Source organism: Mucilaginibacter boryungensis (genome assembly GCF_015221995.1).
GTDB classification, from domain to species: domain Bacteria; phylum Bacteroidota; class Bacteroidia; order Sphingobacteriales; family Sphingobacteriaceae; genus Mucilaginibacter; species Mucilaginibacter boryungensis.
Genome location: NZ_JADFFM010000002.1, coordinates 781169 through 805879, shown reverse-complemented (window position 1 = coordinate 805879; position 24711 = coordinate 781169). Strand labels below are relative to the sequence as shown.

The window sequence follows — 24711 nt, the reverse complement described above, 5'->3', positions numbered from 1 at the left end:
AGGCAAAATAAAAAAGGCTTTAGCCTCAAAAAACAGATTGAAGGTTTAAAAGCAATTCTCTGGCATTTACCCTACTAATTCAGTCGTATTTAAAAATAAGCCTTATATTAGCCAATCGAATATCATGGCAAATAATTATCAACGCATCATTATTAAAATTGGCTCGAATGTGCTTACCCAAAGCAACGGTTTGCCCGATGTGGCGCGTATTGGCCATTTGGTAGACCAGGTTGCTGCAATAAAAAAACAAGGCAAAGAGGTAATCCTGGTATCATCGGGTGCGGTGGCATCGGGCCGAAGCCTGATCAGTATTGATGAAAAGGTGAACAGCGTAGCAGCGAGGCAGTTGCTGGCCTCTATCGGGCAAGTGAAGCTAATAAATACCTATGCGCATTTGTTCGAGGCTTATCAAATGTTGTGTTCGCAGGTGCTGGTAACCAAAGAGGATTTTCGCGACCGAATGCATTACCTGAACATGAAAAACTGTTTAGAAATATTGCTGCAGCATGGCGTTATCCCGGTAGTGAATGAGAACGATGTGGTATCGGTTACCGAACTGATGTTTACCGATAATGATGAACTGGCCGGACTGATAGCTTCTATGCTGAATGCCCAGGCGCTTATTATTCTTAGCAATGTAGATGGCCTTTATGATGGCGACCCAAAAATTGCTGGTAGTAAAGTGATTGAGGAGATAGATGGAACGGCTACCAACTTTGCATCATTTGTGAGTTCATCACGCTCGTCGTTTGGGCGGGGGGGTATGCTCACCAAAAGCAACATGGCACAAAAGGTAGCCCAATTGGGTATTGCTGTACATATTGCTAATGGCACTAAAGATAATATCCTGACGGATGTTTTGGCGAATAAAGTTACCCATACCAAATTCATCCCCAGCAAAAACACCTCGGGTAAAAAGAAATGGATTGCCCATTCGCAAAACTTTGCCAAGGGTGTGGTGCAGATTAATGAGGGTGCCAAAACGGTATTAACATCCAGCAAGGCAACCAGCTTGTTACCTGTTGGCGTGGTAAGTATTACTGCCGATTTCCAAAAAGGCGATATTATAAAGCTGGTTGACGAAACCGGTAAACAAATAGGCTTGGGTATTGCCGAATATGGGGCAGACAAGGCGCGCGAGCGTATTGGCCAAAAGAACCATCGCCCGCTTGTACATTACGATTACCTATATTTAAATACCTGATGATGGGTTATACCGAATATTTTGAAAGGGCACGGAAAGCACAAAAGGTGTTTTGGGGCTTAACAACTGAGAAAATTGATGAAATACTGTTAGCACTTGCCGATGGGGTGGAATCTTATAGCCCAATCTTAATCGAAGCAAATCAAAAAGATCTTGATCGCATGGATCCAACTGATCCAAAATACGACCGGTTAAAGTTAACACCACAACGTATAGAAGATATTGCGAATGATATCAGGAATGTTGTTAAGTTAACCAGCCCTGTTGGAGAGTTACTTTTGGAAAAAGATATGCCCAATGGCTTAAATATCTCTAAAATAAGGGTGCCCTTAGGTGTGGTTGGAGTAATATATGAAGCCCGGCCAAATGTTACGCTCGATGTATTTTCGTTATGTTTTAAAACCGGCAATGTTGCTGTTTTAAAAGGTGGTAGCGACGCGGAATATTCAAACAATGCCATTATCGAAGTTATACATCATGTACTCGGCGACCATAACTTAGACGGCGATGTGGCTATCTTACTTCCCCCTGAACGCGAAGCCACCGAAGCCCTGCTTAACGCTATTGGTTACATTGATGTGCTGATTCCCCGCGGTAGCCAGGGCCTTATTAATTTTGTACGCCAAAATAGTAAAGTGCCGGTTATTGAAACCGGCGCGGGCATTGTACATACCTATGCCGATGAAAGTGCAAGCATTGAAAAGTTAAAAGCCATTGTATTCAATTCAAAAACACGCCGGCCAAGCGTTTGTAATACGTTGGACTGTTTGGTGCTACACCAAAGTTTATTGCCCGTTTTGCCTGAAATTTTACAGCCATTAGCCGAGAAAGGGGTAGAGATATTTGCGGATGACCAATCGTACCAGGCACTGGATGGACATTATCCTGCAGCTTTATTGCAACATGCACATCCCGAACATTTTGGTACAGAATTTTTATCGTTAAAAATGGCTATCAAAACCGTAGCGGGTTTTAAAGAAGCGCTGGATCATATTGCGCAATACAGCTCAAAACATAGCGAGGCAATTGTATCGGAAAACGCACAAAATATAGAAACGTTCCTGAACACGGTTGACGCTGCTGCCGTTTACGCCAATGCATCAACCGCGTTTACTGATGGCGCACAATTTGGCCTGGGTGCAGAAATTGGGATAAGTACACAAAAACTGCATGCACGCGGGCCAATGGGTTTAGCCGAGCTTACAAGCTATAAATGGGTAGTGCGTGGCGATGGACAGGTGAGGGGCTAATTAGTTTTTCACCATCCCCACCAGTGCCTCAATAAATTTAGGGTTATCGTTCAGGCTTTCTACCAGTTGCACGTGCTCGCCGCCTTTTTCTTTGAACTCCTCGTGGTATTCAACCGAAACTTCATATACGGTTTCCAGGCAATCGGCTACAAAAGCAGGGCAAAATACCAGTAGTTTCTTTTTGCCTTCTTCGGCAAGTTTAGCTATTACCTGGCTGGTATAAGGTTGTACCCATGGGTCGCTCCCAAGCCGCGATTGAAAGCATACGGTATATTGATCGGGGCTTAAGCCCATTTTCCCGGCAATAAGGCGTGCCGTATCATATGATTGTGCTGAGTAACAGAATTTATTTACATCCGTGAGGGTTTGGCAGCAATCGGCAGTTTTTAAGCAGTGGTTATGCGTGTGGTCGCATTTTATCAGTTGGCGTTGGGGCAGTCCATGAAAACTGAACAGGATATGGTCGTAATTTTCTGGCTGATGCTTTTTGGCATTATCCGCAAATGCTTCGATCATCAGGGGATTATCATGAAAAGAATTTACGAACGAGATATTAGGGATAGTTTGCCATTGGCCTACTAAACGCATTACTTTTTCATATACCGAACCTGTACTGGCCGATGCATATTGGGGAAATAAAGCAATAACTTTAATCTCACTTACCAGGGCGTTTTTCAGGCGGTCTAAAGCAGCTTCAATAGATGGGGTTTGATAACGCATGGCCAACTCTACCATGTATTCATCGCCCAATTTTTCCTGTAACAGTTTTTGCTGTAAAATACTGTAGTATAATAACGGGGAACCAGTTTCATCAGACCAGATCTCGCGGTAAAGCTTAGCCGATTTTGGCGCCCTGAACGGAACAATGATGCCCCTGACAAGTAATGCCCGTGATACTGGATTAATGTCAATCACCCGGCCATCCATCAAAAACTCGTTAAGGTACTTGCGTACATCCGGCGTTGCCGCGCTATCCGGCGTGCCTAAATTAACTAATAGAACTCCTTTTTTGCCCATCGCTGCAAAAGTAAGATAAAAAGATTAGCCCCCCAACCCCCTGAAGGGGAGATAAGCCTGGTTTTCGGTTATTTACATTGGTATGGTATTCCCCCTTCAGGGGGTTAGTGAGCTTCCACCAGCTCCACTTCTGCTACGGGACTAAATAAATAAACCCGCCTGCTTTTAACTTCCACGCATTTAAAGCGTTTGCGCAGTTGTTCTTCTTTACGAAATACACGTCCGTCTTTTAACTTAAACAATGCTTTCATCGGCAGCTTCTCTACCGTGGTGACCGATTCTTTAGGCGGGTCATATTTACGTAGCGATCGGTACAGGTTTAAATCGGAACAACTGGAAGCCGCGGGGTTGTTGAGGTACCTGGTGATAGCATGATGCACATCGGGCGGAAAGATGTTCTTCTCGAAGAAAGGCTGCATCATCTTTTTAAAATTGCCTTTCCATTCCGGGCCGTGCGGCTTTACCTTATGTTGATGCTCGTTCCAGGTATGCAGGTGCGCAAACTCGTGCACGGTAGTAACCAGGAAGGCGTAAGCATTTAAATCGTAATTAACCGAGATACGATGGCCCCTGCCATCAAATGGCGGGCGGTAATCGCCAAATTTAGTGCCGCGGTTGCGCGATATTTTGAATTCACATTTAAAATAATCAATCCAGCGGCCAATAAGAGGTGCCGCGTCTGGCGGCAGATATTGTTCTAATACTTTTACTTTATCCAATTGTATCGTTCAGCTTTTTAAAGCTTGTCCCCTCCCAGGGCTTACAGCAAAGATAATGTGCAGATGTGCAGATATGCAAATGCGCGGATGATTATAATGTGTAGATATGCAGGTTTGCGAATATGCAAATGATAGAAATGCAATTCATTTGCACATCTACATATTCGCAAACCTGCACATTAATTACTCGTAACTATGCCGTTCAAAGTCATAGTCGGATTGTGCAGAAATGATCTTCTTTCGCCGTTCAACATCAGTATCCAGGCTGTGGTCAAAAATACTGTCGGTTACAGCCATGTCGCGGTCTTTATCTTTTTCTGCAAAATGCACGTTGGCTTCATATATTTTAGCCAGCGCTACATCATACGGACCTTTTGGCGACATTAACTTTACAAATACCGGTAAGCATTCAAACAAAATAAAAAGATAACCTATAAAAGAAATGGCCAGGTAAGTATCCAGGTCGCGTGTGCCGTTATCATTATAGGATAGTTGTCCCAGCGCCCAGTTGCGGTCGGCAAAACCGGCAATAGCTACAAGGCTATCCAATTGGTGCGGGGTAAACAAACGCAGGTCATTCAAACCTTCAAACTGTTTTCGCTGACTAAGGTACTGGTCCATTTTACCCAGATCATCGGTCACCGTTTTAAGCCGGTTTTGCTTTTCAAGCAGCACGCCTTCTTTTTGCTTGGCATAAGTACCATACCCTGTAATGCCCGATGTTTGATTGGTTTTATCGCCAAAAACTTCCTGGTTCAATTGGTAGCGCGACCGGTTAATGTCTTTCTCCAGCGAATCCTTTTCCTTTTTCAGGTCAAGGTTTTTGGTCAGCTCCATCGCATATTTTTGCTGATAGGTTTTTTGCAGGGTATCTATTTTGCGGTTTTGGCCTTTCAGATACGATGTTTTTAGTTTTTGGCGTATCTCTTTATCAAATATCTTCAGTTCCAGCGGGCGCGATATCACTATACCTATCATAATAGCCAGTAAAATACGCGGTGATGCCTGCAATATCTGTTGATTAGTGGTGCCTTCTTTATTAATGCTGGATACAATGTAGCGGTCCATATTAAAAATGGCCGTGCCCCAAAGCAAGCCAAACAAAACGGCAAAGCCTACGGCAAAAGCACTGCCGCTGAAAACAAAATACATGGCATACCCGCCCGAAAGACTGGCAAAAAGCGCGGTAAAAAATATAGTAGCCCCTATGCCCACATACTTGTTGTGTTCGATTGGGTATTTTTTAAGAGTTTCTATATGGGCTCCCGAACAGAACCAAAAAAAGCGTGTAACTTTTCTCATTAGTGTCAATTATCAACTATGAAACGCCCAAAGTAAAGGATTGTTACAAAATACAAGTATAAATGTGATGAAACAAGCGATTGCTGGGACGAATAAAGCAAAATAAATCTTAAGTGTCTATTTAAGTTTGTGATGGCTGTTGCTAACGATGCGAAAGCTGTTCGTGTTAAAATATCCCCGCTTTGTGGAATGCATTCCCAAAGCAAATTAGTGACACCAGCTGCAAAACCGCTTTTATTGCTGAATTAAGGCATATTACACAACTGGCACATCAATTGAATTTGGTTTAATGCCCTTCCAAAGGGCTGTTTTTCATAGGTAGATGTAGGGCCGAAAAAACTGCGAGAGTGTTTTCGGCTTTTTTTTGCCCAAAATTTCCAAAAAAAATCGCACCGTTGCCAGTGCGATCTCTCTTTATATTTTCATTACTTATAATGGCCTGGGCGGACGCTGCTTTTGTTGGTCGTCCTGTTGCTTACGTTGGGCCTCTTGTTGCTGCTGTTGTCGTTGGGCAGCTTGCTGCGCCTGCTGTTGTTGCATTTGCTGTTGACGGGCCTGACGCTGTTGCTCCTGCTGTTGTTGCATTTGCTGTTGGCGCTGTTGATCCTGTTGCTGCTGCATTTGTTGTTGACGGGCTTGACGCTGTTGCTCCTGCTGTTGTTGCATTTGTTGTTCAGCTTGTTGTTGCTGTGCTGCCTGATCAACCGGCGGGCGCTGCCGGCGTTGCTGATCGTCCTGTTGACGCTGCTGTTGCCTTTGTTGCTCTTGCTGTTGCCTTTGTTGCTCTTGCTGCTGGCGTTGTTGCTGTCTTTGCTGTTCAGCTTGTTGCTGTTGCCTTTGCTGCTCCTGTTGTTGTTGACGGGCCTGTTCAGCTTGCTGCCTTTGTTGCTCGGCTTGTTGCTGCTGTGCTGCCTGGTCAACCGGCGGGCGCTGGCGGCGTTGCTGATCGTCCTGCTGGCGCTGCTGTTGCCTTTGTTGTTCGCGTTGCTGGCGTTGTTGCTCCCACTGTTGCCTTTGTTGATCCTGTGGCTGTGGTGGGTTTTGCTGCTGCCTTTGTTGCTCACGTTGCTGGCGGGCTTGTTCACGCTGTTGCTGTGTTTGTTGGTCGAACGGCGGACGCTGGCCTTGTTGTTGCTGGCGCTGTTGTTCCTGTTGTTGACGGGCTTGGCGTTGCTGATCTTGCTGCTGCCTTTGCTGATCGTTCATTACAGGCTGGCCGGGACGGTTAACAGGTGTTGGCTGCCTGTCGGTACGGGGAATATTTGGCCTGTTATTCTCTCTAATTATCCTGTTATCGGCGGGCGCAGTGCGGGCAAAATTGGCTAATCTGGCTGCATTTTCATGATTGATACGTGCGGCCCCGCGTTGTTCGGCAATACGTTGTGAAGGATTTGCATCACGATAGGCGCGTGCGTCAACCACTTTAGTGGGCCTTGCGTCAGGTGTACGGGCTACTACAGGGCGATACAATACAACCGAGTTATTTTGCACACGGGTACGCTCGGGCCTGCTTATATTATTAATATTATAAACAGGTACGCGGGTGTGTGTATAACGCTCAATATCGCGTGTTGGCGGGCCAGCAATATACCTGTGGTTATTGTAGGCATAATCATTACGTATAACAGTAGTATTCCTTATTATGGTTACCACCCTGGTACGCGGTACATAATAGTTATAAATACGCGGACTGGTAATATAAGCGCGCGGCGCAAATATCCAGTAAAAATCGGGTGCGTTATAGTTGCCAAAAGCCAGGTCGATACTTATCCCCGGGCGTAACGGTGCCCAGCCATAGTAATCGCCTCCGCTGCGCCAGCTAACCCAGGCCGGTCCCCATTCATAATCGGGTATCCATTCCCAGCCATAATAATCGTCAAAGCGCCAGCGGCCATAATGAAATGGCGCCCAGCCCCAATCATAATCGGATACCCAGGTATTACCATATGGTGTTACTACCCAGTGGCCGTTAGTGGCATAAGGCCTAAAATCGACCCCGGCATCGGGCACCCAAACATCCCCGTAATCAGGGTCGTCTATCCAGGTGCCGTAAGGGGAAAGTTCGTCGTAAAAAGTCTGGAAAGTGATCTCGCCGCCATATTGCGCCTTCGACCGCTGGGGGGATACCAGTATTAGTGCTAATACCATTAAGGCAGCTCCCCATAATTTATTTAGTGTTTTCATTTGGTTTTAAATTCGTGTCGGAATATTTGACTTAGATAATGACAAAATGTTTAACCTATTGTTTTATAAGAGGGGCAGCTTGCTGGTCTCTACGGCATTATACCAGGAGTGTCTGGCCTTGAGAGTTGGTTGTTTCCCCTTCTATATTATCAAAAAACATATTGCCAATACATTAGTTAATTAGCAGTGATAATCAATTTTCATCCAAAACCCACTGTAGCTAACTAAATATTTTTGCACAACAGCACTTATTAAAATATTATTTGGATAATTTTACTTTTTAAACTTTAAAATATGAGTACAGTAAACATCCCCCGTTTAGATCTGGATACCTATATTAATGGTACAGCAGAGCAACGGAAAAAGTTTTCAGATGAGATTGGCAAGGCTTTTAATACCACCGGCTTTGTAACCATTACCAATCATGGCTTAAGCAAGGAATTGATAGATAATTTATATGCGCAGGTAAAAGCCCTGTTTGCACTTCCTGATGACGTAAAAGCTAAATACGAGATACCTGAACTAAGTGGCCAGCGAGGTTATACCGGCAAAGGCAAAGAAACCGCCAAAGGCTTTAAAGTACCCGACTTGAAAGAGTTTTGGCAAATTGGCCAAACCGTAACAGATGGCGACCCGGTAAAGAATGAATACCCGGATAACGTAATGGTAGAAGAACTGCCCGAGTTTAACAGAGTAACCCGCGAGGTTTACCAAAAGCTGGAAGCAGCAGGTAAATCGTTACTGAAAGCTATTGCGGTTTATTTGGGTTTGGATGAGCATTATTTTGATAAGCATGTGCATAACGGTAATTCTATTTTACGCACCCTGCATTATTTTGGTATAGAAGATCCGGATTCATTACCTGCCGACGCGGTACGTGCCGGCGCGCATGAGGATATTAACCTGATCACCCTGCTGATTGGCGCCAGCGCCGACGGCCTGGAGCTGCTGACCCGCGAAAACACCTGGTTCCCGGTAAGTGCACATGGGGAAGATGTGGTAGTTAACGTGGGCGATATGCTACAGCGTTTAACCAACGGTAAGCTAAAATCTACCACCCACCGGGTAGTTAACCCGCCGCGCGAGCTGATGAAGAATTCGCGCTATTCGGTACCTTTCTTCCTGCATCCGCGTTCGGATATGGATCTGTCCAGCCTGGATTCATGTATCGATGCCGAACATCCAAAACAATGGGAAGATATGACCGCTGGCGAATACCTGGACGAGCGTTTACGCGAAATTGGTTTAAAGAAATAACATTCAATTTGCGATAAGCAGTTAGCAGTTTCTTTTTTAAGTAATTGCTAACTGCTTATTTTATTTTCAGCTAATTATAACTGGCGCTGCAAACATAACCCCTCCCTTGGGTGTAATAGTAAAAATATACTACTACCATGCAGCCCATATTTTTTACCGTTGGAACTGATCTTCCCGTAATGATTATACCTGACAGCCAGGCCCACGTGGATGGGCACCCGGTGCTTACGTATACCTACAGTATTTACAGGAACAGTAAACAACACAATCAGCGGAGTATTGAAAGCAACCTGCATCTTACTAAAAACACTGATCCCGATTATATGGGTTATATTACTTTTGAGCAACCCGGAAAATTGTTTACTTATACCGCCGATGGCCAGCAGGAATTAAACAGCGACGAAGTGCAGGAAATTATTGAAATGATATCCCATCACCGCGACACCCCAGGCATGTGGACCTTATAACTGCCTGTATCGTGGCATTTAACAATAACAGCAAACTTTCCTGCTTCAAATAGGTTTATAATTTATATATCCCCGGGAGATTTTTGTATAAAACCACAGCCAGCAGCAAGTTTATAATTGGGTTAAGATAAAGTTAATATTTCGGCACAACGCCGGAATTTATAACAGCAGCAAAAAAATAAGGGATTATTAATGTACTTTCGCAAAAAATAAAAATTCATAAAAACCAAGCCTCAAATACCCCATTTGGTTAACAATATTTAAATTCTATAATGATAATTTTAGCATTCTTTTTAGCTCATTGGTTCCTGTCTTTGTTCTTTCAAACATTTTTCCTGCACCGTTACGCATCGCATAAGATGTTTAAAATGAACAGCTTTTGGGAAAAGGTTTTCTATTTCTGCACGTTCCTTTTCCAGGGCTCATCATTTCTTAACCCACGCGCTTATGCCATTATGCACCGTATGCACCATGCCTACAGCGATACCGAGAAAGACCCGCATTCGCCGCATTTTATTAAGGATGTTTGGGGGTTGATGATGAAAACCAAGACTATTTACCTGGATTATCGTAAATATAAATTGGAACCCGAGGCCCAATTTATAGACCGTTACCCTACCTGGAGTTTTGTTGACCGTTTTGGCGACCTATGGATAACCCGCCTGTTTTTTGTGGCATTTTACATTGGCTTTTATGTGATGTTTGCTAACCACTGGTATCTGTGGATGTTGCTGCCCTTCCATTTTATAATGGGCCCGCTGCACGGGGCAATTGTAAACTGGTGCGGCCATAAATACGGCTATAGTAACCACGATAACGACGACCACAGCAAAAACTCGCTTCCGCTGGATTTTCTGATGCTGGGCGAATTGTTTCAGAACAATCATCACAAAAAACCAAACGATGTAAACTTTGCGCAAAAGTGGTACGAGTTTGATCCGTCTTACCCCATCATTAAGATCATGCACAAACTACGCATTATCCGTTTACGAAAAGCATAGCCTCTTTAGATAGTTCTCAAAGAAAATTATAAAACAAAACGCCCCGGTTAACCGGGGCGTTTTGTTTTATGACGATTGTTTCGCTTTACTTTCTTCAATTATCTGCCGGTAATAATTCTCGTATTGCGGTAGTATCAGGGCCAGGTCAAACAATTTGGCGCGGGCCAGGGCGTTCTCTTTAAATTGTAGCAGGCGGGCATCGTCCTGTAAAATATAGATGGCACGTTCGGCCATACCGTCCACATCGCCAATATCGCGTAAAAAGCCGGTTTCACCTTCTATATTCAGTTCGGGTAAGCCCCCCGCATTGCTGCTGATAACCGGCACTTTGCAGGCCATAGCCTCCAACGCCGCTAAACCAAAACTTTCCGATTCGGAAGGCATCATAAACAGGTCGGATATGGAAAGTATCTCTTCTACAGCATCCTGCTTGCCTAAAAAGCGGACATTATCGCCCACACCCAAATCGCGGCACAACTGCTCACATTCGGGGCGTTCCTGGCCGTCGCCCACCATTAATAGTTTAGATGGGATAACCGCGTTTATTTTGGCAAACATGCGTACTACATCCTGGGTCCGTTTCACCTTGCGGAAATTGGAAGTATGCACCAGTATTTTTTCGCCGTTGGGCGCAATGGCTTTCTTAAAATGATCGCGTGGTTTAAGGCTAAAGCGTTTCAGGTCTATAAAGTTATATATTACCTTAATATCGCGGGTGATCTCAAAAAAGCGGTAAGTATCATCTTTTAAATGCTGTGATACCGCGGTTACCCCATCGCTTTGATTGATAGAGAAGGTAACTACGGGCTTGTAGGTGCGGTCGTTCCCCACCAGGGTAATATCGGTACCGTGCAGGGTGGTAATTACCGGGATATGGATACCATAGGTAGCCAGTATCTGCTTAGCCATAAATGCCGCCGATGCATGCGGGATGGCGTAGTGTACATGTAAAACGTCCAGCTGTTCAAAACGTACCACATCAACCATCCGGCTGGCCAGGGCCAGTTCATAAGGCGGGTAATCAAACAACGGGTATTTACTAACGGCTACCTCGTGATAAAACAGGTTCTCGGAAAAAAAATCCAGCCGGGCGGGTTGGTTATAGGTAATAAAGTGAACATGGTGACCGTTATCGGCCAGTGCCTTGCCCAATTCGGTAGCAACAACACCGCTGCCGCCAAAAGTAGGGTAACAAACTATTCCAATTTTCATCAAAAACGGATGTAAAAATTTTTAGTATAAGCCGGACCGGTTATTTTGTAACAGGCACGCAAAATTTATGATGCAAGTTTAACTGCAATTAATTTCAAAAGTGTTAGCTTTATGTAAAATATGTGTTGGCACTGTTTTTTTACAGTTTATAACTTTTTGATTTATAGGGCAATTTGCACATTTTTACCAAGCATAGAATAATTTGCATATGCAATATGCTTTATTGTGATGCTTTATATACATTTGAACAGAGGAAATTAAAAATTTAATAGGGAAACAATTTCCTTTTACTGGGTGTTTTTAAAACTTTAAGGAATAAAACCTTTTAATTTGCTGCAACGTATACATACTATATATGAACATAGATGCCCGGCCGGTAAGTATATTATTAGTTGATGATGATGAGATAAATAATTTCATTTCCATTAAGCTGATAAAAAAGGCCTTATTGAATACAGAAATTACTGCTTGCCTGAATGGGAAATTCGCGATTGACCAGCTATTGGATATCCGCAGCAAAGACCCGTCTAAACTGCCCGATTATATTCTTTTGGATATAAATATGCCTATAATGAATGGCTGGGAATTTTTGGATGAGTACGATAAATTAAAAATAGACACTACAGGCAAAACTAAAATATTCATTATTTCATCATCTGTTTTCAGCAACGATATCAGCAAAGCAAAATCGTACCCGTTGGTGGTCGATTTTATATCGAAACCGCTGAACATTGAAAAAATAAACGAATTATTTGAAAAAGGTGAAAAACACTAAGCCGGTGTTACAATAAACCCATCATTTTCTTCGCGCACGGTCCCTACCGCATTTGATTTTGCGTGGTAAAACAAGCATTTCCAGCCTTCGGCCGCGGCTATTTTGCCATATTGCTCGCGCAGTTGCATGGCTTTACGCCCGTCATAATCATACTTAGCTATAAAACGGCGTATCAATTGCTCGGGCTCAGGCAGTTCGTCGCCGCCAAAGAAGCACTTATCGGTGCCATCATTAAGCCACCAAACCTGGTGATATGGGGAATGCCCGCCCGAAAGCTCATAGCGCATCCCGGGTTTAAATTCGCCGCTGCCTTCCACAAAAGTTAACCTGGCCGAGCGTTCCAGTACTTCAAATATCTCTTTGTGATAGCTGCTTGATTTTCCGGTAATGGCAAATTCCCATTCACCTTTTTGTACCACGTATTCGGCATTGGGGAACGATGGCTCGAAACGGCCATGCTGCTCAACCACTAATCCGCCCGAATGGTCGTAATGCAGGTGCGACATCAATACCAGCGTCACATCATCCGGATCGAACCCGGCATTGCGGATATGCTGGTGCAAAAATAATTCGTCATGGGTATCTTTATAACCCAGGCCGGCATCAAATAAGATCAGGTCGCCCCCCATTTTCACCAAAAACGGGTTCACATGGATAAACAGCGAGGCCGGCCTGTCCTTAAAATTATCAACCTGCGGATCGAACGGAATAAATTTCTTGGTAGCATCAACCGAATACGAACCCTCACCTAATACAAAAATTTCCATATTGCTGCTTTCCCGATATTTGAATGTAATTTTGGGCGTTAATAACGCGATAATTATATTTACAAAGATAGTCAATTAAGCAAAACCACCCGCACGTCATTGCGAGCGATAGCGTGGCAATCCCAGATATACAGAGCCGCTCTGCAAGTTGGGGATTGCCACGTCGCTACGCTCCTCGCAATGACGTGTAAGTGGCGAGCAATGTATTATGCAACAAAAACGCTGGACATTAAACGAAACTGGGAATAAGGAAACGGTGCAGCAATTGTCCGCAGGGTTGGGTATTCATCCGGTTTTAAGTACGCTGCTGGTGCACCGCGGTATACAAACCTTTGATGAGGCTAAGCATTTTTTTCGCCCTATGCTTGAACACCTGCACGATCCATTTCTGATGGGTGGGATGGAACAAGCTATCGGGCGGATAGACAAAGCAATTGCCCATAACGAAAAGATACTGATCTATGGCGATTATGATGTGGACGGTACTACATCAGTAGCGCTGGTATATAGCTTTTTTAGCAAACAGTATAATAACCTGGAATACTATATCCCCGACCGTTACCTTGAAGGCTATGGTATATCAACCAAAGGGATAGACTATGCTGCTGAAAACGGGTTCAGTCTGATCATTGCATTGGACTGCGGGATTAAATCGGTTGATAAAGTTGCCTATGCCAATACTTTGGGTGTTGATTTTATTATCTGCGACCATCACCTGCCTGCTGATGAATTACCGGCAGCTGTAGCCTTGCTCGACCCTAAGCGGCCTGGCTGCGATTACCCCTATAAAGAACTTTCGGGTTGCGGTATTGGCTTTAAGCTGATACAGGCCTATACCCAGGTGCATGATATCCCTTTTGAAGAAATTACCTGCTACCTGGACCTGGTAGCTATAAGTATAGCCTGCGATATTGTGCACATTACCGGCGAGAACCGGGTACTGGCCTATTTTGGCCTGCAGCAAATTAATAACAACCCGTGTATTGGCGTAAAAGCGTTGATGGGCGTGGCGGGTAAAAGTAACGGCTATACCATCAGCGATGTAGTTTTTCTGCTTGGTCCGCGTATTAATGCTGCCGGGCGTATTGACGATGCCAAACATGCAGTTGAACTATTGATAGCCTGCCACGAGGACGATGCCAATGCCAAAGGGGTGCTTATCAATATTAAAAACCTGGAGCGTAAAGAACACGATCTATCCATTACCGGCGATGCGTTGAGCATGATAGATAATGACCAGCTGCTGATAGACCGGAAATCGACCGTAGTTTATAACGAGGGTTGGCACAAGGGCGTTATTGGTATTGTAGCCTCGCGGTTAACAGAGAAATATTATCGCCCAACCATCGTCCTTACCCGGTCAAACGGGCATGTGGCCGGTTCGGCGCGTTCAGTGCGGGGGTTTGATTTGTACGAAGCTTTGTGCGGATGCAGCGATTTGCTGATACAGTTTGGCGGACATAAATACGCCGCCGGCCTAACTATGAAGCCTGAAAATGTAGCTGCCTTTGCCAACCGCTTTGAGGAGGTAGTAAGCGCTACTATCCCCCCCGAATTATTGATACCTGAAATACAAATTGAAGCCGAACTGGAACTAAGCCAGGTAGACCCGAAATTTTTCAGGATATTGCAGCAGTTCGCGCCGTTTGGCCCCGAGAACATGTCGCCGGTTTTCCTAAGCAAAAATGTGTATGTTAGGGGTGTGGCGGGTTTGGTTGGCAACCAGCATATTAAAATGTGTGTCGATCAGCCGGGGTCGCCTTTTTTTGAGGCCATTGCTTTTGGCCAGGCCGAACACCTGGATAACATAAACGGCGGTAAGCCGTTTGATATCTGCTACAGCATTGAAGAAAACGCCTGGCGCGACAAGCGTAGCATACAATTGAATATAAAAGGTATTAGATTTAACAGTTAAATGAGCGACGATAAAAAACTGAATTTACGGGCAGAAAATTTAGTAAAGAAATATAAGCAGCGCACAGTGGTTAACCACGTATCGTTCAATGTATCGCAAGGCGAGATTGTTGGTTTACTGGGGCCAAACGGCGCGGGTAAAACCACATCTTTTTATATGATAGTGGGCCTGATAAAGCCTAATGAAGGAGAAATTTACCTGGATGATGAGATCATCACGAAAGACCCTATGTACCGCCGCGCCCAAAAGGGCATTGGTTATTTGGCTCAGGAAGCTTCTGTTTTCCGGAAGTTATCGGTAGAGGACAATATTAAAGCCATATTGGAAATGGGCGATATGCCCCGCGTGCGCCAGCAGGAAAAGCTGGAAGAATTGATAGACGAGTTTAGTCTGCATAAAGTGCGCCGTAACCGTGGCGACCTGTTATCGGGGGGTGAACGCCGCCGTACCGAGATTGCCCGCGCCCTGGCCGCCGAACCAAAATTTGTATTGCTGGATGAACCTTTTGCCGGTGTAGACCCAATAGCGGTTGAAGAGATACAGGCACTGGTAGCCAAACTAAAACATAAGAACATCGGTATATTAATTACCGACCATAACGTACAGGAAACCCTATCGATAACCGACCGGGCTTACCTGCTGTTTGAAGGGAAAATTTTAGAAAGCGGTGAACCTGAAGTGCTGGCTAATAACGAAATGGTGAGAAAAGTATACCTGGGGAGTAATTTTGTTTTGAAAAGAAAAGTTTTTAATCCTTAAATTGCGCTAACATCTGCTTTAGCCTGCATGACAATATTTAACTCTGTTTTTACCTGGTTTATTAAAAAGCGTATCCACCAGATAGAGCTTTTTATGAAATACCCCAACGAGGTACAGGAAGAATGGTTTGAACAACTCATATCCTGGGCCGAAAATACCGAGTGGGGTAAACAACACCATTACAAAAGCATCGAAAACTACGCGCAGTTTAAACAGCGCGTACCCATACAGACTTACGATACCCTGAAGCCCTATATTGAGCGGATGCTGAAAGGCGAGCAAAATGTGTTGTGGCCGTCCGAGATCAGGTGGTTTGCCAAATCATCGGGCACTACAAACGACAGGAGTAAGTTTATCCCCGTAAGTGAGGAATCTTTAGAGGAATGCCACTTTAAGGGGGGCAAGGATATGCTGACGCTGTACTTCAACAACCGCCCCAATGCCCGCATCTTCACCGGTAAAAGTTTAACACTGGGGGGCAGCGCGCAGGTTAGCCAGCTAAACTCCGATAGTTTTTCGGGCGATCTGTCTGCAGTGATCATGAAAAACCTGCCCCTTTGGGCCGAGTTTTATCGTACCCCGCACCTGGATATAGCCCTGCTGGAAAACTTTGATGAGAAGATAGAAAAAATGGCCTATGCCACCAAGGATGTAAACGTAACCAGCATTAGCGGTGTACCCACCTGGAACTTGCTGTTATTTAAGCGTATACTGGAAATTACCGGCAAAAATAACCTGCTGGAAGTTTGGCCCAACCTGGAACTATATTTCCACGGCGCAGTTAATTTTACCCCTTACCGCGATGTGTTTAAGCAGCTGATCCCCAGCGAGGAGATGTATTATATTGATATTTACAATGCATCGGAAGGCTTTTTTGGGATACAGGATACCAGCGATAGCGGCGATATGCTGCTGATGCTGGATTACGGCATTTTTTACGAGTTTATCCCTTTTGAACATCTAAACGATGTAGAACCGCCTACGCTTACTTTAGACCAGGTTGAACTTGACAAAAACTATGCGCTGGTTATTTCCACCAACGCCGGGCTATGGCGTTATCTAATAGGCGATACGGTACGCTTTACCTCTTTATCGCCTTATCGCATTCAAATTACAGGGCGTACCAAACACTTTATTAATGCCTTTGGCGAAGAGCTGATCATCGATAATGCCGAGCGCGCATTGGATAAAGCCTGCCGCTACACCGGCGCTATCATCCGCGATTATACCGCCGCGCCTATTTATTTTAAAGACGATGAATCGGGCGGGCATGAATGGCTGATAGAATTTGAACAAAATCCGCAGGAGTTTGACCGCTTTGTGGACCTGCTGGATGAAACGCTGCGCAAGCTAAACTCAGACTACGATGCCAAACGCTTTAAAGACATGGCACTGCGTCGACCAGTGGTGCACCCTGTACCACAAGGCACCTTTTTGCAATGGATGAAAGAGCGCGGCAAACTTGGCGGTCAGCATAAAGTACCCCGCCTGGCTAACGACCGGGAATATGTAGATGCGATCTGGAAGCTGCTGAACCGGGAGAAGGTGGTGGTTTAATATAACGCTAAACAAAATCTCTACGCTGCGCCGTTGTTGGTGTTGTCACCAACAACTATTAATATGCTGCGCTACACCGTTGTCACCAACAACTATTAACCATGCTATTGTCATAAATGGATAAAATCAATTTTGAATATCATCCCACTTTCTTTACCGCCACCATATTAAATTGGCAAAACCTATTAGAAGAAAATAGCTACAAGGACATCATAATTAAAAGCTTACAGTTTCTTAAAAATGAAGGAAGTATTGTGGTTTATGGTTATATGATTATGCCAAATCACATTCATTTATTGTGGCAAATTCAGGATGGGTTTAAATATGATAGGGTGCAAATGCGGTTTATGAAATTTACCGCTCAGCAAATGAAGTTCAGGTTATTGGATACAAACAATCTGTCTTTAAACAATTTTAAAGTATCTGCAAAAGATAGGGAATATCAATTTTGGGAACGAAATCCTTTAAGTGTTGAATTGTGGAGCCCAGCCATAACATTACAAAAACTGGAATATATACATCGCAATCCACTACAAGAAAAGTGGCAATTAGCCGATTGCCCGGAGAGTTATAAATATTCATCAGCTAATTTTTACAAAACAGGAGTTGATGATTTTGGATTATTGACACATTATCAAGGTGATTAATGATAGTTGTTGGTGACAACACCAACAACGGCACGGCCGATTACAGGAAGATATAAAATACCTCATCAGCTAATTTTTATAAAACAGGAGTTGATGATTTTGGATTATTGACACATTATCAAGGTGATTAACGACAGCGTTGTTAGTAGCAATCACTGCGCCGTTGTTGGTGTTGTCACCAACAACTCATAATCTCCCGCATTATTCTGCCATTGTTTGCCATAATTCTCACCGCTGTCACAACAATTTATGCCAATTTATCCCAACCATTTTAAATGCAAAATGGAATTCGTTGTTGGTGACAACACCAACAACGGCAGCGGAATTTCTTCCGAACACGTGTAATGACAACCAGCAACGCCAACAATCGCCTGATACCATAATGGTAGCAATGAAAGCTTTACATTGCTGCTTCAATTGATGCAATACATATATTTGAACTATATTAAATTCTGATCTATGGATAGCAGCACCAATTATCTTGAAAGCAGCAAAAAGCTTTTCCGTTATTATAAAACCATAGGCGATGCTGTGATTGAACGGGTTGACGAGCAAGGCATCCACTGGCAATATAACGAAGCCAGTAACAGCCTGGCGGTAATCATCAAACATATTTCAGGAAATTCCATTTCCCGCTGGACGGACTTTTTAAGCTCGGACGGTGAAAAACCCTCGCGCGACCGCGATGATGAGTTTGAGGATTCCGGCATCACCAAACAACAAGTAATTGACCTGTGGGAAAAGGGCTGGGCCTGCCTTTTCGACGCTATAGACCCGCTGGTAGGTGATGACCTGACCAAAACCGTATACATCCGCAATGAAGCCCATACCGTGTTAGAAGCCATGAACCGGCAACTGGCGCATTTGCCCTATCACATTGGCCAAATGGTAATGCTGGGTAAAATGCTTTCAGGTGACCAATGGCAATCCCTTACTATCCCCAAAGGGCAATCAAAAACCTACAATAGCAATAAATTCTCGGCAGAAAAGAAAACGCAGTTTTTTACTGATGGAATGAAGGATAATAAGTAAAAAGCAGGCAATGGCTTTTGCTTAACGTAGGCTATAATTGCGCCATGCTGAGCCTGTTTCAGCACCTCACCGGGCAAGTGACAAATAAAACAATCGCCCCTTACTCCCTGTTATTCCAAAAAACTTACAATTATGCAATGGTTTGGCGGACGCGAAAGCGATAATGTAGAAGAAGGCAGCAGCAGCGGCGGTGGTCGCGGTATTATATATGGCGGCGGCATTGTAGGCCTTATAGCGGGCATTATTTACATGTTTACCGGCGTTAATGTAGGGCAACTATTTAACAGCGGCCTGCCCGATCAATCCCAGCAGCAGCAAACCACCAAGGTTAGCGGACCCATGAGTAATGAGAAACGCTTTGCCAGCGTGGTTTTTGCCGGTACCGAAGATGTTTGGGACAGCCTGTTCACCAGTATGGGGCGCACCTATGAGCGGCCCACCCTGCACCTGTACCAGGACGCGGTAGATGCCGAGGGCTGCGGCTTTGCCAGTTCGGCCACAGGGCCGTTCTATTGCCCCGCCGACCGCAAGGTATACCTTGACCTGTCTTTTTTTAACGAACTAAGCGAGCGTTTCAATGCGCCCGGCGATGCCGCCAAGGCCTACGTAATTGCCCACGAGGTTGGTCACCACGTGCAGAACCTGCTGGGCGTGAGCGAAAAAATGGACCAGGCCCGTCAGCAGCTGAGCGAAACGGAATACAACAAGCTATCTGTCAAGCTGGAACTGCAGGCCGACTTTTACGCCGGGGTTTGGGCGCATTACGAGCAGCGTGCCCGCGATAAAGGTATAGTGATCAATCGCGCGGATATTGATAGTGCCCTCACGGCCGCCCATGCCATTGGCGACGACCGCCTGCAACAGCAAAGCACCGGCCGCGTGGAACCCGACAGCTTTACCCACGGCACAAGCGCCCAGCGCGCCTACTGGTTTAAAAAAGGCTTCGACACGGGGGATATCCGCCAAGGCAATACCTTTGCGACGAGGGATGAGGAAGGGTATTAACTTTGTGTAATGACCGACGTACACAGTAAAGAAATCCGCAGCTACAATATGTCTCGGATCAGGAATAAGGATACTAAGCCTGAAATGCTGGTAGTTCTCTAACCCCACAAGACATTAGATAGCTTGCAATGTTATTATAATATTCAGGTGGCCGAGTGTGGTCGTTGATATCTCCTACAGGAACGAATATTACCATTCCTTCACGCGCCCTCGTAAGCAAAACTCGATACTTATTAAGTATAAACTGTCTCGTTTCGACTTTACTAACCTTCTGCCATTTTGTTCCTTTGAAAGCATTGAAATCCCAATCCTGACCGTTTCGCCTTAAATCTAAATCCCAACAAGCACCAACCCAATCTAATTCTAATCCTTGAATGCCAAACTCTGTCGCCGGGATTTCTAAATAATATGATGACCTTACGTCATCACGAGTATTTAAAAACCACTCTGCCTCTTCCAGTTCTAATCTAACATCAAGTCCATGGGGTCGTAAACGACGGGCACCTGAGCTGGCAACTAAGCCCATTCTACGGGTACCCTTACACTTAGCTCTTAGCCATTGTTTAGCTTTTTCTAAATCTCTCGTAATAACTATTTTATATTTAGTTAGATTTTCATTAAAAACCGTTTTGGCCTCAATTGGTTGATTTGTCAAAACTAAATTCACCCAACGAGACAATTCTTCCGCTTTATAAGAGCGAATTGAAACATCAAGATGTAGGTCCGGATTTTCAGTAATATTTAAGTTATTGGGTTGGTTTTCAAATAAAGTAAGATTACCTGTACTATGATTGCCTGTTTTTAATTGCGGTGATATGTATATCTTCCAATTTGTAAATTTTTGCTGAATCACCTTTCCCCATTCAGGTAAACCCGCTTCTCCCGTGTTAATTTCCTGCCCGCCACCAACTAAGGCCACAATTACGGCCCAATCAGTATGCCGATTCATGATTTCTAACATCATTTCAGATTCAGAATATGGTCGATTAAATTTCCTCAAGGAATGTTCAGCATTCCAGGCCCGCTGTGCTTCATCAAATATTACAATTTTGTTATTTTGTATCCGATCCTTATCAACGAAATAATGATCTAAAAACCGATGAACATTCTCAATAAATGATATAATTCTATCTGTTTCTTTTTTCTTCGCTGCAGTATCATTTCTTAAAAGCCTTTTATGTGCGTCTCTTGATAGTGCATTTCTTAAAACTTTAATCAAAGGGCCATTACCTGAGAGAAAAGTAGCTAAAGATTGTTCACCATCCTGAAACTCTTTGTCATGTGCAATATTTAAGCCAGCTAATGTTTTGCCAGCACCTGGTACGCCAGTAATAAAACAAATAATTTTTTGATTCGTAGCCTTCGCCGTCTTTATGGCATCTACCACGGCATTGGATGTTTTGGTTAAGTTTTTCTTTCCAGCATGCGATCTTGAAATTTCTACAACTGATTTCCCAGCATAAAGATTTTGTGCGGCTTCAATGATAGTTGGTGTCGGTGAGTAGTCACTTTCATTCCATGCTTCGTACTTCAAGGTGAGGTTCAAATTCCCCCACGCGTTAACTATTTGTACAATTATCTCTGATATATTAATAGAGTTTGCAATTATAACTTCCTGTACAAAGTCTAAGTTTTTTATGAATTTATTTTCTACTGATTTCCCTTCGGTTGCTAACAAAATAGGAACAATTATTTTATCTCTTGATTCAGAATGAAAATCTCTTAGATCCAAACAATAATCCAAAACTTGATCTTTATCCGAATTTAAGTATTCTATTTTACCAACTTTAAATTCGAGTACTATAATTATATCATTAGCTATAATTACGACATCAATTCTTTTTTCTCTACGCGCTATGGGATATTCCAATAGTATTCCCCAATTATTTGCAGAACGGCTGTATTTAACTATTTTTTGAAATGCTGACTTAAGAATAATAATTTCATCATTCCAAGAAAGCGTTTGCGTGTGTAGCTGTTGATGAAATCCAGCTAAGCCTGCTTCGTGGGAAAGTGACCCACTAATTTTTAGGGTATCATCTTTAAGAAAACCGGATATTGAATTTGAATAATATGCTCCCATTATTTATCGAAATTGGGAGAGTTAAAAAAATCCTTAAATGGGATTTGTAGCGCGGTTACAAGCTTTTCTAAGTTTTCGATAGAGATATTGCGCCGTCCGTTTTCAACATCAGTGACATAAGTTCTATCTATTTCTGCTTTATTAGCCAAAGCCTCTTGAGAGATACCAATTTCATTACGTAATTCCCTTATTCGTTGGCCAACTTTAACCTTAATACTCATGTAAGCAAATTGGGTTATTGTTGACTATAAGTCAACGGACTATAAGTGTCATTAAATAATTATCTTTGAATATGCTTATCTGCTATTTAATAAATGACCAACCCACAAGTTGCCCTTTTTGTAGTTCACGAACGGATGTAATATCCGATTTTTACATACACTCATTCAGCTTTCAATAAACGAGTGTTTAAATCGCCAATGTCAACGTGTATTTTTTGAAGTAGAAGTTTAAGTTCACTTATATCCGATTGCCCACCTCAACCAGCATGGCTAAATTTAGCCCATGCCCAATATCAAATTCAACTACCTGTACCGCGATGCGGGGAATTACAAAACCTACGGCTCGGTAGTGTTTGCAAACCCGGAGAATTATAGTCTGGCAGAGCTCGAAGCGGCCATCCGTGCCTGGCTGATTGACGGACTTTGGTTTTACGCCCATCAATGGGGCGTCCCCGATTTGCATACCCACTCCTTTGATAACGAATTAGACCACTCCTTCCACGAATTTGAAAGTTTGGAATTTACCGGCGGCGAGCCAAACTCATTTCTCCCCGCACTACCCCCTCACCCTAAACCCGATTGACGTGGAAAGCCCGCAGCGTGCGCCAGGCATCGGGCCCGGGCAAGGCGAGGACTTGGAACAAAAAGCGGGGCTGACGGCCGCCATGTATCGCGGACCATCATTTTCATAATAGTTAAAAAAGGAATCACCGGAGGAGGGAAATAGGGCATGAAATGCACCGCCAAAATGGGTGGGTTTTGAGGCTTCGGCTGGATGATCCGGCCCCGTTTTAAAAACGCGTAAAAAAGGCTAAAAAAGCGTAATAATTATTTATACTATTTATAATTAGCTAAAATTATTCAAAAAATTCGGCCATTTGTGTTGCCGTACCTAAGAGTCGCCCCGGTTTGTCGGGACCTGATTTACCGCAACACCGTTAAATTTCCGCTAATCACTTTGTCGCCGTTCCTAGGGTCGATGATGTAATAATAAGTACCGACTTCCACCGGCTCGCCGTTGCTGCCCCGGCCGTCCCAGGGCTTTGAATACCCGGTAGACTGGTAAATTTTAAACCCGTAACGGTTGAAAATAGTAACCGAGCAACCGGCATAAGTATCCAGGAAGTGTATTACCCAGTAATCGTTAATGCCATCGCCATTGGGCGTAAATGTATTGGGAACAACCAGCTTTTTCAGGATATTCACGTTCACAATAGCCGACGCGCTGCAGCCTTCACCGGATGTTACAGTAAGCATATAGCTGGTATTATTGGTAGCGGTAACCGTGGGGCTAAGTATATTATCGCGATCGAGCCCTGTTGCGGGGTCGCCATTAGCCAGCGTCCATTTATATTTAAGGGGTTCTATACCCGTTGGTGCGGGTATGTTTATTTTGGTCCGTCCGCCCTCTAACACCTGTACATCGGTACCTGTTACCCGTGGGTTAGGGTCAACTTCTATAACCGTAGTAGCACTGTAAGGACATCCCGCAGCCGAGGTAAAAGTATACGTAATATCGAATTTACCAGGGCCCGCTGCGGCAGGGTTGAATATGCCGTCTGATGATATGCCCGTACCGCTAAAAGTACCCGTGCCCGTAAAGCCATGCTTATCTACGCTGAATTGTACTGGCTGGGCGCCCTCGCAAATGGTATATATAGGTATTATTTCTACCATCGGCGTAGGATAAACGGTAACTGTTTTGGTTGCCATATTACTAACACAACCCGTTGTGGAAGTGATAGTTAAAGTAATGGTGTGATTGCCGCCATTTGAATATTGATGGGTAAATGGCTGGTTATTGGTTTTTGTCTGCGTTATGCCGTCGCCGAAATCCCACCTGAAAGTAGCAAATGTCCCATCGCCGGGGAGCGAATTTGTTGGGTCGAATGTAATGTCGCGGTTGGTACAATCGGGCGCTGAAATAGCGAACGATGCAAAAGGCGGTGCATTAATATGTATAGTTTGCGATTTACTGGCCGTGCAGCCAACATCGTTAGTAACGGTTAGTGTTACCGTAAAATCGCCGGGTGCGGCATACGTATGTGCCGGATTTTTAGTGGTTGATAACGGGCTGTTATCGCCAAAATTCCACTCGCGTTTTATAATGGTCCCGGTAATAGTTACCGATTGGTCTGTAAATGCCACGTCCTTGCCGCATGTTGTTTTGGCATAGGTAAACCCCGCTGTGATATCACAAACGTTGGCGTATACTTGGTTAAAAAAGAGGAATGAGGTTAAAAGTGATAAGGCAATAAATAATTTATTGCACTGCATAAAGTAAAATAATTGCGAAATTAAGTAATTTTTATCCCATCACGATAATAACTTTCGCAA

Annotated in this window: 23 protein-coding genes; 14 read left to right on the top strand and 9 right to left on the bottom strand. The window is 44.0% G+C overall.

The features are described from left to right. Nucleotides 1–124 precede the first annotated feature (124 nt). Nucleotides 125–1204, top strand: coding sequence for a glutamate 5-kinase (proB, locus tag IRJ18_RS16480; RefSeq protein ID WP_194107400.1), 1080 nt, complete (start codon nt 125–127; stop codon nt 1202–1204). Continuing rightward, nucleotides 1204–2454 carry a glutamate-5-semialdehyde dehydrogenase gene (locus IRJ18_RS16475; RefSeq protein ID WP_228072908.1) on the top strand — a complete coding sequence of 417 codons (1251 nt, stop codon included), beginning with the start codon at nt 1204–1206 and terminating at the stop codon, nt 2452–2454. The genes proB and IRJ18_RS16475 overlap by 1 nt, the downstream gene beginning before the upstream one ends. Here IRJ18_RS16475 and hemH read toward each other — a convergent pair whose 3' ends face one another. From hemH to IRJ18_RS16455, 4 genes are all read right to left on the bottom strand, one after another. Then, the gene (gene hemH, locus IRJ18_RS16470; protein ID WP_194107399.1) at nt 2455–3471 is read right to left on the bottom strand and encodes a ferrochelatase; all 1017 of its coding nucleotides are present in this window, start codon (nt 3469–3471) and stop codon (nt 2455–2457) included. A 104-nt stretch (nt 3472–3575) separates the two neighbouring features. Beyond that, nucleotides 3576–4190, bottom strand: coding sequence for a SprT-like domain-containing protein (locus IRJ18_RS16465; protein ID WP_194107398.1), 615 nt, complete (start codon nt 4188–4190; stop codon nt 3576–3578). Nucleotides 4191–4373: 183 nt separating this feature from the next. Continuing rightward, nucleotides 4374–5492 (bottom strand): DUF4407 domain-containing protein, encoded by a 1119-nt coding sequence (locus tag IRJ18_RS16460; protein WP_194107397.1) that lies wholly within the window; start codon nt 5490–5492, stop codon nt 4374–4376. Between the two features lie 429 nt (nt 5493–5921). Then, nucleotides 5922–7676, bottom strand: a complete 1755-nt coding sequence (locus tag IRJ18_RS16455; RefSeq protein ID WP_194107396.1) for a DUF6600 domain-containing protein — start codon at nt 7674–7676, stop codon at nt 5922–5924. 294 nt (nt 7677–7970) lie between these two features. On the opposite strand from IRJ18_RS16455, the gene IRJ18_RS16450 reads away from it, so the two are divergent. The 3 genes from IRJ18_RS16450 (at nt 7971) to IRJ18_RS16440 (ending at nt 10401) form a co-directional block, all read left to right on the top strand. Continuing rightward, nucleotides 7971–8933 carry an isopenicillin N synthase family dioxygenase gene (locus tag IRJ18_RS16450; protein WP_194107395.1) on the top strand — a complete coding sequence of 321 codons (963 nt, stop codon included), beginning with the start codon at nt 7971–7973 and terminating at the stop codon, nt 8931–8933. A 137-nt stretch (nt 8934–9070) separates the two neighbouring features. Beyond that, nucleotides 9071–9400, top strand: coding sequence for a hypothetical protein (locus IRJ18_RS16445; protein ID WP_194107394.1), 330 nt, complete (start codon nt 9071–9073; stop codon nt 9398–9400). A 272-nt stretch (nt 9401–9672) separates the two neighbouring features. Then, on the top strand, nt 9673–10401 hold the full coding sequence (locus IRJ18_RS16440) for an acyl-CoA desaturase (protein ID WP_194107393.1): 729 nt from the start codon (nt 9673–9675) through the stop codon (nt 10399–10401). Between the two features lie 66 nt (nt 10402–10467). On the opposite strand, the gene bshA is transcribed toward IRJ18_RS16440, so the two are convergent. Beyond that, nucleotides 10468–11613, bottom strand: coding sequence for an N-acetyl-alpha-D-glucosaminyl L-malate synthase BshA (bshA, locus tag IRJ18_RS16435; RefSeq protein WP_194107392.1), 1146 nt, complete (start codon nt 11611–11613; stop codon nt 10468–10470). A gap of 355 nt (nt 11614–11968) precedes the next feature. On the opposite strand from bshA, the gene IRJ18_RS16430 reads away from it, so the two are divergent. After that, nucleotides 11969–12388 carry a response regulator gene (locus tag IRJ18_RS16430; protein ID WP_194107391.1) on the top strand — a complete coding sequence of 140 codons (420 nt, stop codon included), beginning with the start codon at nt 11969–11971 and terminating at the stop codon, nt 12386–12388. Here IRJ18_RS16430 and IRJ18_RS16425 read toward each other — a convergent pair. Beyond that, nucleotides 12385–13155, bottom strand: coding sequence for an MBL fold metallo-hydrolase (locus tag IRJ18_RS16425; RefSeq protein WP_194107390.1), 771 nt, complete (start codon nt 13153–13155; stop codon nt 12385–12387). The two genes, IRJ18_RS16430 and IRJ18_RS16425, sit on opposite strands and share 4 nt — an antisense overlap. Before the next feature lie 208 nt (nt 13156–13363). Between IRJ18_RS16425 and recJ the strand changes: the two genes are divergently transcribed. From recJ to IRJ18_RS21300, 7 genes are all read left to right on the top strand, one after another. After that, nucleotides 13364–15070: a single-stranded-DNA-specific exonuclease RecJ gene (gene recJ / locus IRJ18_RS16420; protein WP_194107389.1), complete on the top strand. Its 1707-nt coding sequence runs from the start codon at nt 13364–13366 to the stop codon at nt 15068–15070. Beyond that, nucleotides 15071–15829: an LPS export ABC transporter ATP-binding protein gene (gene lptB, locus IRJ18_RS16415; protein WP_262893294.1), complete on the top strand. Its 759-nt coding sequence runs from the start codon at nt 15071–15073 to the stop codon at nt 15827–15829. Between the two features lie 27 nt (nt 15830–15856). Then, nucleotides 15857–17386, top strand: a complete 1530-nt coding sequence (locus IRJ18_RS16410) for a GH3 auxin-responsive promoter family protein (protein ID WP_194107388.1) — start codon at nt 15857–15859, stop codon at nt 17384–17386. A gap of 116 nt (nt 17387–17502) precedes the next feature. Further along, nucleotides 17503–18033, top strand: coding sequence for a transposase (locus tag IRJ18_RS16405; protein ID WP_194107387.1), 531 nt, complete (start codon nt 17503–17505; stop codon nt 18031–18033). 459 nt (nt 18034–18492) lie between these two features. Next, complete coding sequence (locus IRJ18_RS16400) at nt 18493–19065, top strand: DUF1572 family protein (RefSeq protein ID WP_194107386.1); 573 nt, start codon at nt 18493–18495, stop codon at nt 19063–19065. Between the two features lie 132 nt (nt 19066–19197). Beyond that, nucleotides 19198–20070 (top strand): KPN_02809 family neutral zinc metallopeptidase, encoded by an 873-nt coding sequence (ypfJ, locus tag IRJ18_RS16395; protein WP_194107385.1) that lies wholly within the window; start codon nt 19198–19200, stop codon nt 20068–20070. A 9-nt stretch (nt 20071–20079) separates the two neighbouring features. Beyond that, nucleotides 20080–20172, top strand: a complete 93-nt coding sequence (locus IRJ18_RS21300; RefSeq protein ID WP_228072906.1) for a hypothetical protein — start codon at nt 20080–20082, stop codon at nt 20170–20172. Here IRJ18_RS21300 and IRJ18_RS16385 read toward each other — a convergent pair. Further along, complete coding sequence (locus IRJ18_RS16385) at nt 20144–22153, bottom strand: DUF2075 domain-containing protein (RefSeq protein ID WP_194107384.1); 2010 nt, start codon at nt 22151–22153, stop codon at nt 20144–20146. The two genes, IRJ18_RS21300 and IRJ18_RS16385, sit on opposite strands and share 29 nt — an antisense overlap. Next, complete coding sequence (locus tag IRJ18_RS16380) at nt 22153–22374, bottom strand: helix-turn-helix domain-containing protein (RefSeq protein WP_194107383.1); 222 nt, start codon at nt 22372–22374, stop codon at nt 22153–22155. The genes IRJ18_RS16385 and IRJ18_RS16380 overlap by 1 nt, the downstream gene beginning before the upstream one ends. A 283-nt stretch (nt 22375–22657) precedes the next feature. Between IRJ18_RS16380 and IRJ18_RS16375 the strand changes: the two genes are divergently transcribed. Beyond that, on the top strand, nt 22658–22957 hold the full coding sequence (locus tag IRJ18_RS16375; protein WP_194107382.1) for a hypothetical protein: 300 nt from the start codon (nt 22658–22660) through the stop codon (nt 22955–22957). A 341-nt stretch (nt 22958–23298) separates the two neighbouring features. On the opposite strand, the gene IRJ18_RS16370 is transcribed toward IRJ18_RS16375, so the two are convergent. After that, a complete protein-coding gene (locus IRJ18_RS16370; RefSeq protein WP_194107381.1) occupies nt 23299–24651 on the bottom strand; it encodes a PKD domain-containing protein in 1353 nt (450 codons plus the stop codon). Between the last annotated feature and the right edge of the window lie 60 nt (nt 24652–24711).

Bases quoted from the DNA above. Each gene is read 5' to 3' on its own strand.
- IRJ18_RS16380 (WP_194107383.1), bottom strand. From the start codon at position 22,374: ATGAGTATTAAGGTTAAAGTTGGCCAACGAATAAGGGAATTACGTAAT.
- IRJ18_RS16440 (WP_194107393.1), top strand. From the start codon at position 9,673: ATGATAATTTTAGCATTCTTTTTAGCTCATTGGTTCCTGTCTTTGTTC.
- IRJ18_RS16425 (WP_194107390.1), bottom strand. From the start codon at position 13,155: ATGGAAATTTTTGTATTAGGTGAGGGTTCGTATTCGGTTGATGCTACC.
- IRJ18_RS16475 (WP_228072908.1), top strand. From the start codon at position 1,204: ATGATGGGTTATACCGAATATTTTGAAAGGGCACGGAAAGCACAAAAG.
- IRJ18_RS21300 (WP_228072906.1), top strand. From the start codon at position 20,080: ATGACCGACGTACACAGTAAAGAAATCCGCAGCTACAATATGTCTCGG.
- IRJ18_RS16430 (WP_194107391.1), top strand. From the start codon at position 11,969: ATGAACATAGATGCCCGGCCGGTAAGTATATTATTAGTTGATGATGAT.
- IRJ18_RS16455 (WP_194107396.1), bottom strand. From the start codon at position 7,676: ATGAAAACACTAAATAAATTATGGGGAGCTGCCTTAATGGTATTAGCA.
- IRJ18_RS16445 (WP_194107394.1), top strand. From the start codon at position 9,071: ATGCAGCCCATATTTTTTACCGTTGGAACTGATCTTCCCGTAATGATT.
- IRJ18_RS16375 (WP_194107382.1), top strand. From the start codon at position 22,658: ATGCCCAATATCAAATTCAACTACCTGTACCGCGATGCGGGGAATTAC.
- IRJ18_RS16370 (WP_194107381.1), bottom strand. From the start codon at position 24,651: ATGCAGTGCAATAAATTATTTATTGCCTTATCACTTTTAACCTCATTC.
- IRJ18_RS16410 (WP_194107388.1), top strand. From the start codon at position 15,857: ATGACAATATTTAACTCTGTTTTTACCTGGTTTATTAAAAAGCGTATC.
- IRJ18_RS16385 (WP_194107384.1), bottom strand. From the start codon at position 22,153: ATGGGAGCATATTATTCAAATTCAATATCCGGTTTTCTTAAAGATGAT.
- IRJ18_RS16460 (WP_194107397.1), bottom strand. From the start codon at position 5,492: ATGAGAAAAGTTACACGCTTTTTTTGGTTCTGTTCGGGAGCCCATATA.
- proB (WP_194107400.1), top strand. From the start codon at position 125: ATGGCAAATAATTATCAACGCATCATTATTAAAATTGGCTCGAATGTG.
- hemH (WP_194107399.1), bottom strand. From the start codon at position 3,471: ATGGGCAAAAAAGGAGTTCTATTAGTTAATTTAGGCACGCCGGATAGC.
- IRJ18_RS16400 (WP_194107386.1), top strand. From the start codon at position 18,493: ATGGATAGCAGCACCAATTATCTTGAAAGCAGCAAAAAGCTTTTCCGT.
- IRJ18_RS16405 (WP_194107387.1), top strand. From the start codon at position 17,503: ATGGATAAAATCAATTTTGAATATCATCCCACTTTCTTTACCGCCACC.
- IRJ18_RS16450 (WP_194107395.1), top strand. From the start codon at position 7,971: ATGAGTACAGTAAACATCCCCCGTTTAGATCTGGATACCTATATTAAT.
- ypfJ (WP_194107385.1), top strand. From the start codon at position 19,198: ATGCAATGGTTTGGCGGACGCGAAAGCGATAATGTAGAAGAAGGCAGC.
- recJ (WP_194107389.1), top strand. From the start codon at position 13,364: ATGCAACAAAAACGCTGGACATTAAACGAAACTGGGAATAAGGAAACG.
- lptB (WP_262893294.1), top strand. From the start codon at position 15,071: ATGAGCGACGATAAAAAACTGAATTTACGGGCAGAAAATTTAGTAAAG.
- bshA (WP_194107392.1), bottom strand. From the start codon at position 11,613: ATGAAAATTGGAATAGTTTGTTACCCTACTTTTGGCGGCAGCGGTGTT.